This window comes from Pseudomonas sp. SWI7, assembly GCF_006351945.1.
GTDB classification, from domain to species: Bacteria; Pseudomonadota; Gammaproteobacteria; order Pseudomonadales; family Pseudomonadaceae; genus Aquipseudomonas; species Aquipseudomonas fulva.
In genome coordinates, this window is the sequence record NZ_CP040930.1 from 2,795,771 (window position 1) to 2,810,915 (window position 15,145).

At 63.3% G+C, this 15,145-nt stretch carries 16 protein-coding genes and 1 pseudogene; 8 read left to right on the forward strand and 9 right to left on the reverse strand.

Translation table 11 applies throughout. From position 1 onward, the window contains the following. Positions 1 to 106: 106 nt before the first annotated feature. Together FH041_RS12830 and FH041_RS12835 are read right to left on the reverse strand one after the other, a co-directional pair. Complete coding sequence (locus FH041_RS12830; protein ID WP_027914523.1) at positions 107 to 976, reverse strand: carbon-nitrogen hydrolase family protein; 870 nt, start codon at positions 974 to 976, stop codon at positions 107 to 109. Next, positions 973 to 1,563: a GNAT family N-acetyltransferase gene (locus FH041_RS12835; protein ID WP_028687216.1), complete on the reverse strand. Its 591-nt coding sequence runs from the start codon at positions 1,561 to 1,563 to the stop codon at positions 973 to 975. Before FH041_RS12835 ends, FH041_RS12830 begins: the two co-directional genes overlap by 4 nt. A gap of 115 nt (positions 1,564 to 1,678) precedes the next feature. Here FH041_RS12835 and FH041_RS12840 point away from each other — a divergent pair, with 115 nt between their 5' ends. Continuing rightward, a complete protein-coding gene (locus tag FH041_RS12840; protein ID WP_028687215.1) occupies positions 1,679 to 2,077 on the forward strand; it encodes a nuclear transport factor 2 family protein in 399 nt (132 codons plus the stop codon). 25 nt (positions 2,078 to 2,102) lie between these two features. Here the strand turns inward: FH041_RS12840 and FH041_RS12845 are convergent, their stop codons facing one another. From FH041_RS12845 to FH041_RS12855, 3 genes are read right to left on the reverse strand one after another with little or no spacing between them, the layout of a single operon-like run. Beyond that, a complete protein-coding gene (locus FH041_RS12845; protein ID WP_027914520.1) occupies positions 2,103 to 2,681 on the reverse strand; it encodes a DJ-1/PfpI family protein in 579 nt (192 codons plus the stop codon). Positions 2,682 to 2,732: 51 nt separating this feature from the next. Then, positions 2,733 to 3,890, reverse strand: coding sequence for a phosphatidylserine/phosphatidylglycerophosphate/cardiolipin synthase family protein (locus FH041_RS12850; protein WP_027914519.1), 1,158 nt, complete (start codon positions 3,888 to 3,890; stop codon positions 2,733 to 2,735). A 1-nt stretch (position 3,891) separates the two neighbouring features. Further along, the gene (locus FH041_RS12855) at positions 3,892 to 4,473 is read right to left on the reverse strand and encodes a YceI family protein (RefSeq protein ID WP_027914518.1); all 582 of its coding nucleotides are present in this window, start codon (positions 4,471 to 4,473) and stop codon (positions 3,892 to 3,894) included. A gap of 206 nt (positions 4,474 to 4,679) precedes the next feature. On the opposite strand from FH041_RS12855, the gene FH041_RS12860 reads away from it, so the two are divergent. Further along, complete coding sequence (locus FH041_RS12860) at positions 4,680 to 5,435, forward strand: GNAT family N-acetyltransferase (RefSeq protein ID WP_028687214.1); 756 nt, start codon at positions 4,680 to 4,682, stop codon at positions 5,433 to 5,435. Further along, positions 5,432 to 6,223: a 1-acyl-sn-glycerol-3-phosphate acyltransferase gene (locus tag FH041_RS12865; RefSeq protein ID WP_028687213.1), complete on the forward strand. Its 792-nt coding sequence runs from the start codon at positions 5,432 to 5,434 to the stop codon at positions 6,221 to 6,223. The genes FH041_RS12860 and FH041_RS12865 overlap by 4 nt, the downstream gene beginning before the upstream one ends. Before the next feature lie 14 nt (positions 6,224 to 6,237). Here FH041_RS12865 and FH041_RS12870 read toward each other — a convergent pair whose 3' ends face one another. Beyond that, positions 6,238 to 6,834 (reverse strand): ACP phosphodiesterase, encoded by a 597-nt coding sequence (locus FH041_RS12870; RefSeq protein WP_027914515.1) that lies wholly within the window; start codon positions 6,832 to 6,834, stop codon positions 6,238 to 6,240. A gap of 145 nt (positions 6,835 to 6,979) precedes the next feature. Here FH041_RS12870 and FH041_RS12875 point away from each other — a divergent pair. Then, positions 6,980 to 7,281: pseudogene (locus FH041_RS12875) on the forward strand (ArsR/SmtB family transcription factor). A gap of 16 nt (positions 7,282 to 7,297) precedes the next feature. Then, the gene (locus tag FH041_RS12880; protein WP_027914514.1) at positions 7,298 to 8,347 is read left to right on the forward strand and encodes an alkene reductase; all 1,050 of its coding nucleotides are present in this window, start codon (positions 7,298 to 7,300) and stop codon (positions 8,345 to 8,347) included. 42 nt (positions 8,348 to 8,389) lie between these two features. Here FH041_RS12880 and FH041_RS12885 read toward each other — a convergent pair whose 3' ends face one another. The 3 genes from FH041_RS12885 to FH041_RS12895 all read right to left on the reverse strand — a co-directional run bounded on the left by FH041_RS12885 (position 8,390) and on the right by FH041_RS12895 (position 11,239). Next, positions 8,390 to 9,217 carry a hypothetical protein gene (locus FH041_RS12885; protein ID WP_028687212.1) on the reverse strand — a complete coding sequence of 276 codons (828 nt, stop codon included), beginning with the start codon at positions 9,215 to 9,217 and terminating at the stop codon, positions 8,390 to 8,392. 85 nt (positions 9,218 to 9,302) lie between these two features. Continuing rightward, the gene (locus tag FH041_RS12890; protein WP_104925874.1) at positions 9,303 to 10,298 is read right to left on the reverse strand and encodes an NAD(P)-dependent oxidoreductase; all 996 of its coding nucleotides are present in this window, start codon (positions 10,296 to 10,298) and stop codon (positions 9,303 to 9,305) included. 50 nt (positions 10,299 to 10,348) lie between these two features. Continuing rightward, the gene (locus FH041_RS12895) at positions 10,349 to 11,239 is read right to left on the reverse strand and encodes a LysR family transcriptional regulator ArgP (protein ID WP_027914511.1); all 891 of its coding nucleotides are present in this window, start codon (positions 11,237 to 11,239) and stop codon (positions 10,349 to 10,351) included. A gap of 91 nt (positions 11,240 to 11,330) precedes the next feature. Between FH041_RS12895 and FH041_RS12900 the strand changes: the two genes are divergently transcribed. From FH041_RS12900 to FH041_RS12910, 3 genes are all read left to right on the forward strand, one after another. Further along, positions 11,331 to 11,930, forward strand: coding sequence for a LysE/ArgO family amino acid transporter (locus tag FH041_RS12900; protein ID WP_027914510.1), 600 nt, complete (start codon positions 11,331 to 11,333; stop codon positions 11,928 to 11,930). A gap of 251 nt (positions 11,931 to 12,181) precedes the next feature. Beyond that, positions 12,182 to 12,778, forward strand: a complete 597-nt coding sequence (locus FH041_RS12905) for a superoxide dismutase (protein WP_027914509.1) — start codon at positions 12,182 to 12,184, stop codon at positions 12,776 to 12,778. Positions 12,779 to 13,011: 233 nt separating this feature from the next. Further along, positions 13,012 to 15,066 (forward strand): bifunctional diguanylate cyclase/phosphodiesterase, encoded by a 2,055-nt coding sequence (locus FH041_RS12910; protein ID WP_027914508.1) that lies wholly within the window; start codon positions 13,012 to 13,014, stop codon positions 15,064 to 15,066. The last annotated feature ends 79 nt before the right edge of the window (positions 15,067 to 15,145 follow it).

Sequence of the window (15,145 nt, forward strand, 5' to 3'; positions counted from 1 at the left end):
CCCAAGGCAACAGCGACGGCGCTGTCACCGGCCGCTCGCGTGCGCAGTCAATGCGCAGCCAACCTGCAGCGGCGGACCTTGATGCCAGGGCCCGCCGCTGTTGCGTTCAAAGACGTTCGAATTGTTCGGGCCAGTCCCTGCGTGTGAATACCTGCCCCTGCTGCCTGACCCGGCGCACGGCCTCCAGATCCAGGTCACACATCAGCCAACGGCTGCGCTGCGGGTCGAGCGATTCGCTCAATGCCATCACCCCATCCCCCGGCATGCCACGATCAGGCGGCACGAACAGCCCTGCCCGGCCCAGGTTCTCGTCCAGTGCCGGCGACCAAGGGGCCAGCCCCACGGTCGGGCTCTGCAACACGGCCAGCTGGTTCTCCAACGCGCGTGCTTGAGCCCCGATCCGTACACGGTGATAGCCGGCTTCGGTGTCGGTGCAGCTCGGCGCCAGGATCAGGTCGGCGCCACGTTCTGCCAACCGACGGGCCAAGAGCGGGAACTCATTGTCGTAACAGACCAGGATGCCAAGACGGCCCAGATCGGTGTCGAAGACCGTCAGCCCTTGGCCTGCGGCAATGCCCCACTGTTCCCGCTCGAAGCGGGTCATCATCAGCTTGTCCTGATGCCCTAGCACACCCTTGGGGCCAAACAGCCAGGCGCGGTTGCGGTAGGCGCCGTCGCTGTCCAGTACCGGCAGCGTGCCTGGTTGCAGGTAGATGCCCCAACGCCTGGCCAGGCCCGCACACAAGGCCTTCCACGGCTCGATCAACGGCTGGATGCCTGCAATGGAAGCGTTCAGGTCCCCCCGCTGCTCGGGTGTCAGCTGCCCACTGAGTACCAGCCCTGCATACTCGGGCAGCAGCAACAGACGCGCGCCAGCCTCCACCGCCTCTGCACACAAACCTTGCAGGTGGTCGGCATAGGCCTCCCAGGTTTCGTGCAGCTCAATGGCATACTGGCAGGCCGCGACACGGATCAAAAGGGCAGTTCCTTGAGCCAGAACGACATGAGTTTGTCCGAGCTTTCCTGCTCGTCCAGGTCGCGCCAGGCATACCGGGTACGCAGGGACGGGTCATGCAGAAAACCACGGTTGCGCCAGAACCCATGCAAGGGCTTGTAATCGGTTGGGCGGCGCGGATGTACACCGGGCCGCTCCACGGCGCAGAACGCGCAGTAATCGAACTCGGCCAGTTTATGGGCGTAGGATTCGCGTTCGATGAAAAAGCGTACCCCAAGCCCCTGCCCTCGGTATTGCGGCAGAACCACGGACTCGCCGAAATAGTAGACGCTGGCCGGGTCGCGACCCTGGGCCACGAACGGCTCCTGAAACTCGGGCGCGACGTCGACCAGGGGCAGGCCCGTCGACGCGCCCACCACCTTGTCCTCATCCACGGCCAGCACCACCAGGCTGCGACCGGAACGGGCATAGGTGGCCAGGTAGTCGGCTTCGTACTCGGGCGAACCGTCGTAGAGGTAGGGGAACTCGCGGAACACGGTCAGGCGCAGACGAGCGAGGTCATCGATATAAGGCGCGATGGCGGCGCCGTGCAGTAGGCGTATTTGCATGCTTGGCGGTCGTTTTGTCGATGTGGATGACGCGCTCGGCTAAGCCGGGCTTGAGGGGAAACCCTATCATCCAGGCCAACGACACGCCTTTTCCCTACACGACAGGTAATGTTCCATGACCGCTACCGAATTGGTAAACGCTTACTACGCTGCCTTCAACGCAGGCGACATGCCAGGGTTTCTGGCCCTGCTCAGCGAGGATGTAATTCACGACATCAACCAGGGTGAGCGGCAGATGGGCAAGGCCAGGTTCGCCGCCTTCATGGACAAGATGAACCGGTGTTACCGCGAGCGCCTTGCCGACATCGTGGTGATGCAAAATGCCGATGGCAGTCGCGCAGCGGCGGAATTCACCGTGCACGGCCAGTACGTGGCCGATGACGAAGGCCTGCCTGTGGCCACCGGCCAGACCTATGTCCTGCCGGCCGGCGCGTTCTTCTATATCCACTGCGGCAAGATCGCCCGCGTGACCAACTATTACAACCTCAACGACTGGGTCGAGCAAGTCGGCTGACCCACGGGCCGGTCGGCCTGTTGGGTCAGAGGATACGGGTGCCCAACACCTTCAGAAACGCCGCCAGCCACGCAGGGTGTGCCGGCCAGGCGGGCGCGGTGACCAGGTTGCCGTCCACATGGGCCTGGTCCACCGCAATGTCGATATAGGTGCCGCCTGCCAGGCGCACCTCCGGAGCGCAGGCCGGGTACGCACTGCACTCCCGGCCTTTGAGCACACCGGCGGCGGCCAGCAACTGGGCGCCGTGGCACACGGCGGCGATGGGCTTGCCTGCTTGGTCGAACGCTCGCACCAGGTCGAGCACTTTCTCGTTCAGGCGCAGGTACTCAGGCGCCCGCCCGCCCGGGATCACCAGGGCATCGTAACTTTCGGCACGGGCCCTGACGAAATCCTGATTCAGGGCAAACTGGTGCCCTGGCTTTTCGCTGTAGGTCTGGTCGCCTTCGAAGTCGTGAATAGCCGTGCGCACGGTCTGGCCCGCTACCTTTTCCGGGCACACGGCGTGCACGGTATGCCCGACCATACTCAGCGCCTGGAAGGGCACCATGACCTCGTAGTCTTCGACGTAATCGCCCACCAGCATGAGTATCTTCTTAGCCGTCATCGCATCCACTCCATCGATTGCCTGTGAACCGTCATTGCACGATAGCTGCGCTCAGTCGCGCCGGTCGAGCACGTTGGCCACCAACCGGTCCAGCCATCCCCAGATGCGCTGTTTGACCCGGCGCCAGAACGGCCTGGCATTCCAGTGCGCGAGGTCGACTTCCTCGCTCAGGGCGAAATCGCGCTCGAAACTGGCGACCACTGCGGTCGTCAGCGGCAGGTCCAACGCTTCTATATTGGCCTCCAGATTGAAGCGCAGGTTCCAATGGTCGAAGTTGCAGGAGCCGACGCTGACCCAATCGTCCACCACCACCATCTTCAGGTGCAGGAAGCACGGCTGATACTCGAAAATTCGCACTCCGGCGCGCAGCAGGCGTGGATAGTACCGGTGGCCGGCATACCGTACCGAAGGGTGGTCGGTGCGCGGGCCGGTGAGCAGCAACCGCACATCGACGCCCTTGCCCGCTGCGCGGCGCAGCGAGCGGCGTACGCTCCAGGTCGGCAGAAAATAAGGCGTGGCCAGCCAAATGCGCTGCTTGCCGCTGTTGAGGGCACGCACCAATGCATGCAGGATGTCCTGATGCTGACGGGCGTCGGCGTACGCCACCCGGCCCATGCCCTGCCCTTGCGCAGGCACCTTGGGCAGGCGCGGCAGGCCGAAGCCCTCGGCAGGGCGCCAGGCCGTGCGGCGATGGTTGGCCTGCCACTGGCGATCGAACAGCAATTGCCAGTCGCTCACCACCGGGCCTTGCATCAGCACCATCACCTCATGCCATTCGCTGCTGGGCTGGCCCGGTTGCCAGAACTCGTCGGTCACCCCGGTACCGCCGACCACCGCCCACTGCTCGTCGACCACCAGTAACTTGCGATGGTCGCGGTACAGGTTGCGCAGCCCGCGTTTCCAGTGCAGCCGGTTGTACCAGCGCAGGTACACGCCGGCATCCACCAGACGTTGCCGCAGCTTGGCGCTCAAGGCCAGCGACCCGTAATAATCGAACAGGCAGCGCACCCGCACCCCGCGGCGGGCCGTCTGTTCCAGCGCCTGGACCACAGCCTCGGCGCAGGCCCCGGACTCGACCAGGTACAGCTCCAGGTCTACCTGCGTCTGGGCATGCTCGATGGCCGACAGCATGCGGGGAAAGAAGTGTGGCCCATCGATCAGCAGCTCGAACTGGTTGCCATCCCGCCAGGGGAAGACCGGGCCCGGCATGTCAGCGCGCAGTGAAGATCAGTACCGCATTGACCGGTACGGACGGGTTGATGGCCGTAAGGTTGGCGGACTTGCGCAGGGCTTGCAGCCCTGGCATCAGGCCGAAATCCTCGGCGCGCAGCACCAGAGGCTCCAAGGTCACGACCTGAAACCGCCGCTCGTCCAGGCGAGTGGCCAGCAGCAAGGCCTCGTAACGATGGGACTGGCCGTGCAACGTTACCGTCAGCGGCAGGCGCAGTTCGATCTGCGCCCCGTTGGCCAAGTCGTTGATCGGGCGCAGATCCAGTTGTGCCTGCACGGTCGCTTCGGCAAACCGCGCGACGTCGAACAACGCGTCACGCATGCGTTCATCACGCAGCGGCACGCCACTGCTGACCGAATCCATCTCGATACGAAGGCTCGCGGCGCCTTTGCGGTCCACCGTGCCATGCAGCACCAGGAAGCGGTGCACCTGCGCCGCTTCGCCATTGGTACCGGTGATGAACGACAGGCGAGACGACTCGCCATCAAGGTGCCAATTGGCGTGTGCGGGCAGGCACAACGCAAGCAGCAGTGCGGGCCATAGGCGGAGTGACTTCAGCATGAGGGGTCTCGAAAATGCAGGCGGCTCACCTTACCGCGCAGGTCTTTGGCACAGCAAGCGCCAGCACGTTCGCCGCCACGGCCAACGGGCGGTTCATGCAAGCATCATCGAACCTTCATCGCCGTGACATCCCATGTTTCTAGCCTGAACGTGCACATAAACGCCTACCGGCCACCTTTGCATGGCTGGTTTTATGGAGACTCGTAATGACGCGAATCGCTCATGTTGCCGACACCTGCGCCGGACACCGCCTGCACGCCGAGCGCCTGATGGGTCACGCCGCGTTGCAGGAGGCCCAGGCCCTGCGCTATCAGGTCTTCAGCGAAGCGTTCGAGGCAAGGTTCAAGGGCGCTGAGCACGGCCTGGATCAGGACGAATTTGACGCGCACTGCCGCCATATCGGCGTACGCGATGTCACCACTGGACGACTGGTGGCCACCACCCGCCTGCTCGACCACGAGGCGGCCAGCAGCCTGGGTCGCTTCTACAGCGAGGAAGGGTTCCGCCTGCAGGGGCTGCTGCAACTTCAGGGCCCTATCCTGGAAGTGGGCCGCACCTGCGTGGCCGCGCCGTACCGCAACGGCGGCACCATTGCTACGCTCTGGAGTGAGCTGGCCGAAGTACTCAACGAAGGCGGTTATCGCTACCTGATGGGTTGCGCCAGCATCTCGATGCAGGACGGCGGGGTGCAGGCGCATGCGGTCATGCAGCGCCTGCGCGAACGCCACCTGTGCACCCAGGACCTGCGTGCCGAACCCCGCAAACCGCTGCCACCGCTGACGTTGCCGGATAACGTGAGCGCCCAGATGCCGGCTTTGCTCAAGGCCTACATGCGCCTGGGCGCCAAGGTCTGTGGCGAACCGTGCTGGGATGAAGACTTCCAGGTCGCCGATGTGTTCATCCTGCTCAAGCGCGAGGCGCTGTGCCCGCGCTACGCCCGTCACTTCAAGGCCGCTGTGTGAGGGGCCGTCTGCGGCAGGTGGGGCGCCTGGCTCAGGTGCTGCTGGTGGTGGCGCTGGGGCTGCTGATGGCCAGCCTGCTCGTCATCGGGCGGCACCTTGGCATCAAAGCGTCGCTCGCGCGCCGGCAACGCTGGACACGGCTGTTCATGCGGCGCTTGGTGGCAGCACTGCCGTTCGACGTCTGCGTGACGGGGAAGCTGCCGAGCAGCCCCATGCTGTGGGTCAGCAACCACGTGTCCTGGACCGACATCCCCCTGTTGGGCATGCTGGCCCCTGTGTCATTTCTGTCCAAGGCCGAGGTCCGGCACTGGCCGCTTGCCGGGTGGTTAGCCGAGCAGGCAGGCACCTTGTTCATCAAGCGCGGTGCCAGCGATGGCCAGCAGCTGCGCGTGCACATCGGTCAGCGGTTGGTCACAGGTCACCCCCTGTTGCTGTTTCCCGAAGGCACTACCACCGACGGGCACCAGCTGGGGACGTTCCATGGGCGCCTGCTGGCGGCAGCCATCGACCAGGGCATCGCCGTGCAACCGGTGGCAATCCAATACCAGCGGCGGGGCCAGATCGACCCCTTTGCACCCTTCGTGGGAGATGACGACCTGCTGTCACACCTGCTGCGGTTGCTCGCGCAACCTCGCGGTCAAGTGCGCATTCACCTGCTCGAGCCACTGGCAAGTCATGGCAAGGGCCGCACGCTGCTGGGGCTCCAGGCACAGCGTTCGATCCATCAGGCGCTCTACGGCACACCAGAGCCACCGGCACTTCGCAGGCAGTGTGCGACTGCTGCCTGAATGCAGCAGATCCGTCAATCAACGCACGGGCTGGCCTGTGCCCGATGACTGGCAGCGAACGCTTGTACCAGCGGGTAGAATTCGCGGAAATCATCGAGCAACGGCACGTACAGGCGATCAAGCTCGTCCATGACCCCTACCAGGCCTTCAGGCCGCGACAAGCGCCGGGCGATCCCGGCAAACACCTGCTCCAGCGTGGCAAAGTCAGCATACGAGCCCAGCCAATCAGACTGCGCCATGGACGGCGCGATGTGGGCCAACCGGCCCGGCAGGGCGGGCTCGGCTAACAGCACCTGATAGAACGCCTGGGTGAACTGACGCAGCGGCTGGCGCCCATACTCGGGCCAGTGCCGCGCCAGGCAGTGGTCGAAAAAGACGTCCAGAGCGATCCCCGCAAACCGCCGCCGCACCCGCGCAAAGCGCGCCAGGGAAGCGAGCACCACAGGGTGGGCGTCGGTGAAACTGTCGATGTGTCGATGCAGTCGGATGGACGCTTCGAGCTGCGGCGGGAACCGCCCTTCCAGCGAACCTTTGACGAAGTCCCCGTAGAGGCTGCCCAGCAATTGCTGCGGAGCCGACCCTCCCAGGTGCAGGTGTGCAAGATAATTCATGGCGCCAGTCTATCACTTGCTCGGGACATATCGCCGCCGAGCGATATACCGTCTGGCTACTCGCTCGGAACACTTGAATCTTTGTATATCGCAAAATCACGATGTAGGGTTCGCGCTGACCCGATGCACCGCTGCGAGATGAGCCATGCCGCTTGACCTGGACGACATCATGAAAGCCCTCGCCCACCCGGTGAGGCGGGAAGTACTCGGCTGGTTGAAAACGCCGGCAGCCCAGTTTCTCGAGCAGGTCCACAGTACTGACCAAGGGGTTTGTGCCGGCAGATCGAGCGGCGCTGCGGGTTGTCCCAATCGACTGTGTCGGCGCACCTGGCGATCCTGCAGCGAGCAGGCCTGGTCATCCGCCAGAAAATCGGCCAATGGCACTTGTTCAAGCGCAACGAAGTCATCATCGAAGCATTGCTCGAACAATTGCGCGACTCCCTTTGACTTTCAGGTATACGTCATGACCACGCTATTCGATCCAATCACCTTGGGCGATCTGGAACTGCCCAATCGTATCATCATGGCCCCACTCACCCGTTGCCGCGCAGACGCCGGCCGCGTGCCGAATGCACTGATGGCCGAGTACTACGTACAACGCGCCAGTGCCGGTCTGATCATCAGTGAGGCGACGTCGGTCAGCCCCATGGGCGTGGGCTACCCGGACACACCGGGCATCTGGAGTGCTGAACAGGTCAGGGGCTGGACCCACGTCACCCATGCCGTGCATGCCGCAGGCGGCCGAATCTTCTTGCAGCTGTGGCACGTGGGCCGCATTTCCCATCCACGCTACCTCGATGGCCAGTTGCCGGTCGCACCCAGTGCCATCCAGCCAAAGGGGCACGTGAGTCTGGTTCGCCCGCTCAGCGACTACCCCACGCCTCGGGCCCTGGATACCGAAGAGATCAGCGACATCGTCGAGGCCTTCCGCACTGGCGCCGAAAACGCCAAGGCCGCAGGCTTTGACGGTGTCGAGATCCATGGCGCCAACGGCTATCTGCTCGACCAGTTCCTGCAAAGCAGCACCAACCAGCGCACCGACGCGTACGGCGGCTCGCTGGAAAACCGGGCGCGCCTGCTGTTGGAGGTCACCGATGCCGTAGTCCAGGTATGGGGGGCGCAGCGCGTTGGGATGCACCTGGCGCCGCGCGCCGATGCCCATGACATGGGCGATGCCGACCGTACCCAGACCTTCACGTATGTGGCGCGAGCGCTGGGCAAGCGGGGCATTGCCTTCATCTGCTCACGGGAGCGGGAGCGCGACGACAGCCTGGGCCCTGCCCTCAAAGACGCATTTGGTGGCGTCTATATCGTCAACGAAGGTTTCGACAAAGCCAGTGCCAATGCGGCCTTGGCCGATGGCAAAGCCGATGCCGTGGCCTTTGGTGTGCCGTTCATCGCCAACCCGGACCTGCCTGCACGCCTGGCTGACGATGCCCCACTGAACGAAGCTCATCCGGAAACGTTCTATGGCCAGGGACCGGTGGGGTATATCGACTACCCACGCCTGTAAGGCCTGAGACAGGGGCCAGGGCCCGGCCCCTGCCCTTCCCAGTCATGGCCTGGCGTTGATCTGCTGTTGCAGGTTCTGCAGCTGGCTCTGGACGTTGTTCAGGTTACGGGTCATCTGACCACGAAACGCGTCGAACTCCTGCACCGATGCGCCCCCGCCGGCCGCCGTGTTCGGGCGGTTGTCCAGCTGGCTTTTGAGCACCAGCACATCCTGCTGCAGGCTTTCGATGGCGGCCGTGGGATTGCCTTGTTTTTTCAGCGCGGCCACCTCCTCGCTCAGACTCTTGAGTTGCCCGTCGAGCTTGCCCCCATCGACCTGGCCCGACTTGAGCGCTGCCAACTCGCCGTTCACCGCCTTCAACTGTGCCTGCAACTGCGTTTGCAGCTCGGTGACCGCTCTTTGCTGTTCACGGGTGTCCGCCAGAACCTGCTCCAGGCGCTTGCCCAGGTCCCCGGCCTGGCCCGCTACACCTGCCTGCTGCTTGCCTTGCTCGGCCAGGCTGGCCTGCAACTGGCTGATCTGCTGTTTGAGGGCTTCACTGCCACTGTTGCTGGACGACGCGCTGGCTTCGACCTTGCCGCTGATTGCCTGCAAACGCCCTGCCGCGTCTTCGCTGATGCGCGCGAAGCTCTCCTGAGTGGCGACCAGCTGCTGCTCCATCAGGGAGATCTGCCGATAGCTCCACCATCCCAGACAGCCCAGGGCGATGAACGCGGCCACCAGCATCGCCCACAATGGGCCGGTGCTCGGCGCCCTGGCCGCTTGACGGCGACTGCGCGAGACATGAGCTGGCAGCAACTCATCGTCATCCTGCGTCCCTGCGCGCAAGGCCGGTACATCATCGAAATCATCGCGAGCATCAAAGCGCATGAGCATCCCACCCCACAGGTTGCAAATAAGCCGGATTATAAACCGCGCGCGCAGCCCGGTGATGCCCGACGTCGAGCTGAACGCTTTACCGGCCAGGCGGCTGGTGTTTCCACCACGTGCAGAATTCATCCAATGCCGCCCATACGCTGGTGGTGGGCTGATAGTCCAGGTACTGACTGGCGCGGGTGATGTCCAGGGTGAAATCGCGACTCATCACCTGCATGGCCAGGCGTGACAGCGTAGGCTCCGGCCGCCCCGGCCACAGGGTGCACGCTGCCTCGTTGAGCGCGGCCAAGCCGTAGGCCAGCCCATAACCTCGGTAGCGGGTGACCTGAGGGAGCTGAAGCTGGCGCAGGACATAGTTGATCACATCCCACAGCGGCAAGGGCTGGCCATTGCTGATGTTGTACGCTTGCCCAAGCGCGCGCCCGTCCGCGAACACTGCGCTGTACAGCGCCTCGTTCAGGTTGTGAACACTGGTGAAGTCGACTTTGTTCAAGCCGTTGCCGATGATCGCCAGCCTGCCTTTGCGTTGCAGGTGCACCAGCCGCGGCAGCAGGCTCGTATCGCCTGCGCCGATGACGAAACGCGGGCGCAGCGCCAACACTTCGAGGCCGAACTCCTGGGCGCCGAACACCTTCTGTTCGGCAATGAACTTGGTCCTGGCGTAGTGATTGGCAAACCGGCCGGGCACCTGATCCTCGCCAATGGCCACGCGTGAACGGCCATTGAAGTAGATCGAAGGCGATGACAGGTGCACGAGGCGACGCACGTGTTCCTTCAGGCAGCCTTCGACGACGTTCTCGGTCACCACCACGTTGCCCTGGGCAAACGCCTGATAGGGGCCCCAGTGCCCCACTGCACCGGCGCAATGCACCGCGGCCTCGACGCCCTGGCACAGGCGCCGGGCCAGCTCCGCGTCGCCAAGGTCGCCCGGAATGAACTGCGCGCCACGCCGCACCAGGTGCTCCACACCTTCGGCGCGCCGGCCACTGACCCGCACATCCAGCCCCCGCTCCAGGGCCAGCCGCGCAAAACGCCCGCCGATGAAGCCACTTGCGCCAGTGACCAGAATTCGCATGTAACACTCCGCCTTGCCTGATGTTCAGAAGCCTTTGACGCCCTTAGGCGCTACAACGGCACCAGCCAGTGCCGGGCGCTGTGGCGCAGGTGGTCGGTCAGCTGTGCCAGCAGTTGCCCGCCGTTACGCCAATGATGCCAGTACAACGGTACATCGATCGGGGTATCGCTGCAGATTTCCACCAATTGGCCGCTGGCCAGTTGCTCGCGGGCCTGCAACTCGGGCACCAGCCCCCAGCCCAACCCCGCTTCGGTCATGCGCAAAAAGCCTTCGGATGAGGGGCATAAATGATGCAGAAAACCGTCCTGCATGCCCAAAGAGGCCAGGTAGCGGTGCTGCAGGAAATCGTCGGGGCCGTAGACGATCGCGGGCGTGCGGGCCAGGCGACGGGCATCGAATCCCTGGGCAAAATGCTGCTTCATGAAGGCAGGGCTGGCCAAGGCCCGATAGCGCATCGCCCCCAGCGCAAGACTGCGCGCGCCGGCCACTGGGCGTTCGCTGCCGCACAGGCAGGCGGCCACGTCGCCGGCGCGCATGCGCTTGAGACCCACTTCCTGGTCCTCGACCACCAAATCGGTAAGCACCTTGTGCTCGGCGCAGAATTGCCCCACGGCGCCGGCCCACCAAGTGGCCAGGCTATCGGCATTGAGCGCGATGCGCAGACGCTCCGGCATGCCCCCGTCTTCGAGCGCGGGCACCTGACGCTGCAGGTCGCGCTCAAGCAGGCGTACCTGCTGCACATGGTTGAGCAACTGCCGGCCTACCTCCGTCGGGCCAGGCGGCGCGATGCGAACCAGTACCGGCTGCCCCACGCGCGCCTCCAGCAGCTTGATGCGCTGCGACACGGCCGATTGAGACAGGCCCAGCACCTGCGCGGCACGCTCGAAACCGCCTTGCTCGACGACAGCAGCAAGCGCCGCGAGCAACTTGTAGTCGAACATCGATTTTCCTAATGCCCAGTGAGCTTTATTGATTTTTCTTATAACCCGCAACTTGTCACACTGGCCAGCATCTTTCGAGGAGTCGTCTTCCATGTGGCAGAGTTATCTCAATGGCCTGCTGGTCGCCCTGGGCCTGATCATGGCCATCGGCACGCAGAACGCATTCGTCCTGGCGCAAAGCCTGCGCCGCGAGCATCACTTGCCGGTGGCAGCGCTGTGCATCCTGTGTGATGCCCTGCTGGTCGCCGCAGGTGTTTTCGGCCTTGCCACGGCCCTGGCCCATAACCCGACGCTGCTGAGCGTTGCCCGCTGGGGGGGCGCGGTGTTCCTCATCTGGTACGGGGCCAAGGCGCTTCGCAGCGTCTTTTCCGACCAGAGCCTGCAGCACCAGCAGGGCCAAGGCATGCGCTCACGGCGCGCCGTGCTGCTCAGTGCCCTGGCGGTCACCTTGCTCAACCCCCACGTTTACCTCGACACCGTGCTGCTGATCGGCTCGCTCGGGGCCCAGCAGACGGCGCCGGGCGCCTACGTGGCCGGGGCTGCCAGTGCTTCGCTGCTGTGGTTCTCGACCCTGGCGATCGGGGCGGCCTGGTTGGCGCCCTGGCTGGCACGGCCAGGCACCTGGCGACTGCTGGACCTGATGGTGGCCGTGATGATGTTCGCCGTGGCAGCGCAACTGATCTTCAACTGATCGTGCGGGCTCGTGGGTGCCAACGGGCGACTTACCTGCCTGTCCGGTCTGGAAACGACTGCCACCGGTCGCTGCCCGCCAAGGCGCCTGGAACCTCTAATCCCTATGTTTGTTGCGTGGTTATGCGCCAAGGCTTGGTGCTATGATCCAGCCCTTGCGTCGCAAAGAGTACAAACTCGCCGACGCACATAGGGCCGCCCGTGATCGGCCCTGCGCAAACCGCGAACTAGACCTGAATCAGGAGATCTACCATGGCTTTTGAATTGCCGCCGCTGCCCTACGCCCACGATGCCCTGCAGCCGCACATCTCCAAGGAAACCCTGGAGTATCACCACGACAAGCACCACAACACCTATGTCGTGAACCTGAACAACCTGGTCCCGGGCACCGAATTCGAAGGCAAGACCCTCGAAGAGATCGTCACCTCTTCGTCGGGCGGCATCTTCAACAACGCCGCTCAAGTGTGGAACCACACCTTCTACTGGAACTGCCTGTCGCCAAACGGCGGCGGCCAGCCGACCGGCGCCCTGGCAGAAGCCATCAACACCGCTTTCGGTTCCTTCGACAAGTTCAAGGAAGAGTTCACCAAGACGTCCGTCGGCACCTTCGGTTCCGGCTGGGGCTGGCTGGTCAAGAAAACTGATGGTTCCCTGGCGCTGGCCAGCACCATCGGTGCCGGCAACCCGCTGACCAGCGACGATACCCCGCTGCTGACCTGCGATGTCTGGGAGCACGCCTACTACATCGACTACCGCAACCTGCGGCCGAAGTATGTCGAGGCGTTCTGGAACCTCGTCAACTGGGCCTTCGTGGCCGAGCAGTTCGAAGGCAAGACCTTCAAGGCCTGAGCCTCGTAACGCTCTGAGAGCCCGGCACGTGCCGGGCTTTTTTATGCCTGCTGTTCGGCGATGTGGCACTTGCTCAGTGTGCATAGCGCGCTAACATCAAACTTCCGGTTTCTTGACGAGGCCCACTCAAGTTACCCAGGGCTTCAACCGATACACTGCTAATGACCCTCCCGTAGTGAAGGGTCGTGATTGATGGCAAAATAATGTCATTTGCATGGATTAAGGAACCTCCCTTGAAGCTGGAATTGCGTAACAGCTTGTCGGTCAAGTTGCTAAGGGTCGTGCTCCTGGCGGCGCTAGCGGTCGGCGTCGTGCTCAGCTGTGCGCAAATCGTCTATGACACCTACAAGACACGCCAGGCCGTCAACAATGACGCCCAGCGTATCCTCGACATGTTCCGCGATCCTTCCACACAGGCGGTCTACAGCCTGGACCGAGAAATGGGCATGCAGGTCATGGAAGGCCTGTTTCAGGACGAGTCGGTTCGAATGGCCTCCATCGGCCACCCCAACGAGACGATGCTGGCAGAAAAGTCCCGACCCTTGCAGGACATGCCCCTGCGTTGGCTCACCGACCTGATTCTTGGCCAGGAGCGTAGCTACTCCACGCAGCTGGTAGGCCGGGGGCCCTACAGTGAATATTACGGCGACCTCAACATCACCCTCGATACGGCGGCCTATGGCGAAGACTTTCTGATCAATGCCGTGATCATCTTCATCTCCGGCGTGCTTCGAGCGCTTGCCATGGGGCTGGTGCTGTACCTGGTCTACCACTGGCTGTTGACCAAGCCACTCTCCAAAATCATCGAACACCTCACCCAGATCAATCCGGATCGCCCCAGCCAGCATCAGATCCCACTGATCAAAGGCCATGAGAAGAACGAGCTCGGCCTTTGGGTGAACACCGCCAACCAGTTGCTGGCATCGATCGAGCGCAATACCCATCTGCGCCATGAGGCCGAGAACAGTCTGCAGCGCATGGCCCAGTACGACTTCCTCACCGGCCTGCCCAATCGCCAGCAACTGCAGCAGCAACTGGACAAGATTCTGGTGGACGGTGGGCGCCTGCAACACCGGGTGGCCGTGCTATGCGTAGGCCTGGATGATTTCAAGGGCATCAACGAGCAGTTCACCTACCAGGTAGGCGACCAGTTGCTGCTGGCCTTGGCCGATCGTCTGAGGGCCCACAGCGGACGACTGGGCGCGCTGGCGCGGCTGGGGGGCGACCAGTTCGCACTGGTGCAGGCCAACATCGAACAGCCCTACGAAGCGGCAGAGCTTGCGCAAAGCATCCTGGATGACCTGGAAGTGCCCTTCGACCTGGACCACCACCAGCAGATCCGGCTGCGCGCAACCATTGGCATCACCCTGTTCCCGGAAGACGGCGACAGCACCGAAAAACTCCTGCAAAAAGCCGAACAGACCATGACCCTGGCCAAGGCGCGCTCACGCAATCGCTACCAGTTCTATATCGCGAGCGTGGACACCGAGATGCGTCGGCGCCGTGAGCTGGAAAAGGACCTGCGCGAGGCCCTGCCACGCAACCAGCTGTACCTGGTGTATCAACCCCAGATCAGCTATCGCGATCATCGCGTTGTAGGGGTCGAGGCGCTGTTGCGCTGGCAGCATCCGGAACTGGGCATGGTGCCGCCCGATCAGTTCATACCGCTGGCCGAACAGAACGGCAGCATCATCGGGATCGGCGAGTGGGTGCTCGACCAGGCCTGCCAGCAATTGCGCGAATGGCACGACCTGGGCTTCAGCGAACTGCGCATGGCGGTCAACCTGTCCACCGTCCAACTTCACCACAGCGAACTGCCGCGGGTGGTGAACAATTTGCTCCAGGCCTATCGCCTGCCCCCGCGCAGCCTGGAACTGGAGGTGACCGAGACTGGCCTGATGGAGGACATCAGCACCGCGGCCCAACACCTGCTGAGCCTGCGCCGCTCGGGCGCCCTGATCGCCATCGACGACTTCGGGACCGGGTACTCGTCATTGAGTTACCTCAAGTCCTTGCCCCTGGACAAGATCAAGATCGACAAGAGCTTCGTGCAGGACCTGCTCGATGACGACGATGACGCGACCATCGTGCGCGCCATCATCCAGTTGGGCAAAAGCCTGGGCATGCAGGTCATTGCCGAAGGCGTGGAAACCGCCGAACAGGAAGCCTACATCATTGCCCAAGGCTGTCACGAGGGCCAGGGCTACCACTACAGCAAACCGCTGTCGGCCCGGGAACTGACCAGCTTCCTCAGGCAGGCCCAGCGCAATCAGGTTTCCGTGCTCTGAGTGCACAGATGACACGTCGTGACCTGCTTTTACATGAATCGCAGGCTGGACCCTTTACAGCAAATGCAAATCTTTCGCA

Bases quoted from the DNA above. Each gene is read 5' to 3' on its own strand.
- FH041_RS12905 (WP_027914509.1), top strand. From the start codon at position 12,182: ATGGCTTTTGAATTGCCGCCGCTGCCCTACGCCCACGATGCCCTGCAG.
- FH041_RS12850 (WP_027914519.1), bottom strand. From the start codon at position 3,890: ATGCCGGGCCCGGTCTTCCCCTGGCGGGATGGCAACCAGTTCGAGCTG.
- FH041_RS12855 (WP_027914518.1), bottom strand. From the start codon at position 4,473: ATGCTGAAGTCACTCCGCCTATGGCCCGCACTGCTGCTTGCGTTGTGC.
- FH041_RS12895 (WP_027914511.1), bottom strand. From the start codon at position 11,239: ATGTTCGACTACAAGTTGCTCGCGGCGCTTGCTGCTGTCGTCGAGCAA.
- FH041_RS12870 (WP_027914515.1), bottom strand. From the start codon at position 6,834: ATGAATTATCTTGCACACCTGCACCTGGGAGGGTCGGCTCCGCAGCAA.
- FH041_RS12890 (WP_104925874.1), bottom strand. From the start codon at position 10,298: ATGCGAATTCTGGTCACTGGCGCAAGTGGCTTCATCGGCGGGCGTTTT.
- FH041_RS12840 (WP_028687215.1), top strand. From the start codon at position 1,679: ATGACCGCTACCGAATTGGTAAACGCTTACTACGCTGCCTTCAACGCA.
- FH041_RS12845 (WP_027914520.1), bottom strand. From the start codon at position 2,681: ATGACGGCTAAGAAGATACTCATGCTGGTGGGCGATTACGTCGAAGAC.
- FH041_RS12835 (WP_028687216.1), bottom strand. From the start codon at position 1,563: ATGCAAATACGCCTACTGCACGGCGCCGCCATCGCGCCTTATATCGAT.
- FH041_RS12885 (WP_028687212.1), bottom strand. From the start codon at position 9,217: ATGCGCTTTGATGCTCGCGATGATTTCGATGATGTACCGGCCTTGCGC.
- FH041_RS12880 (WP_027914514.1), top strand. From the start codon at position 7,298: ATGACCACGCTATTCGATCCAATCACCTTGGGCGATCTGGAACTGCCC.
- FH041_RS12860 (WP_028687214.1), top strand. From the start codon at position 4,680: ATGACGCGAATCGCTCATGTTGCCGACACCTGCGCCGGACACCGCCTG.
- FH041_RS12900 (WP_027914510.1), top strand. From the start codon at position 11,331: ATGTGGCAGAGTTATCTCAATGGCCTGCTGGTCGCCCTGGGCCTGATC.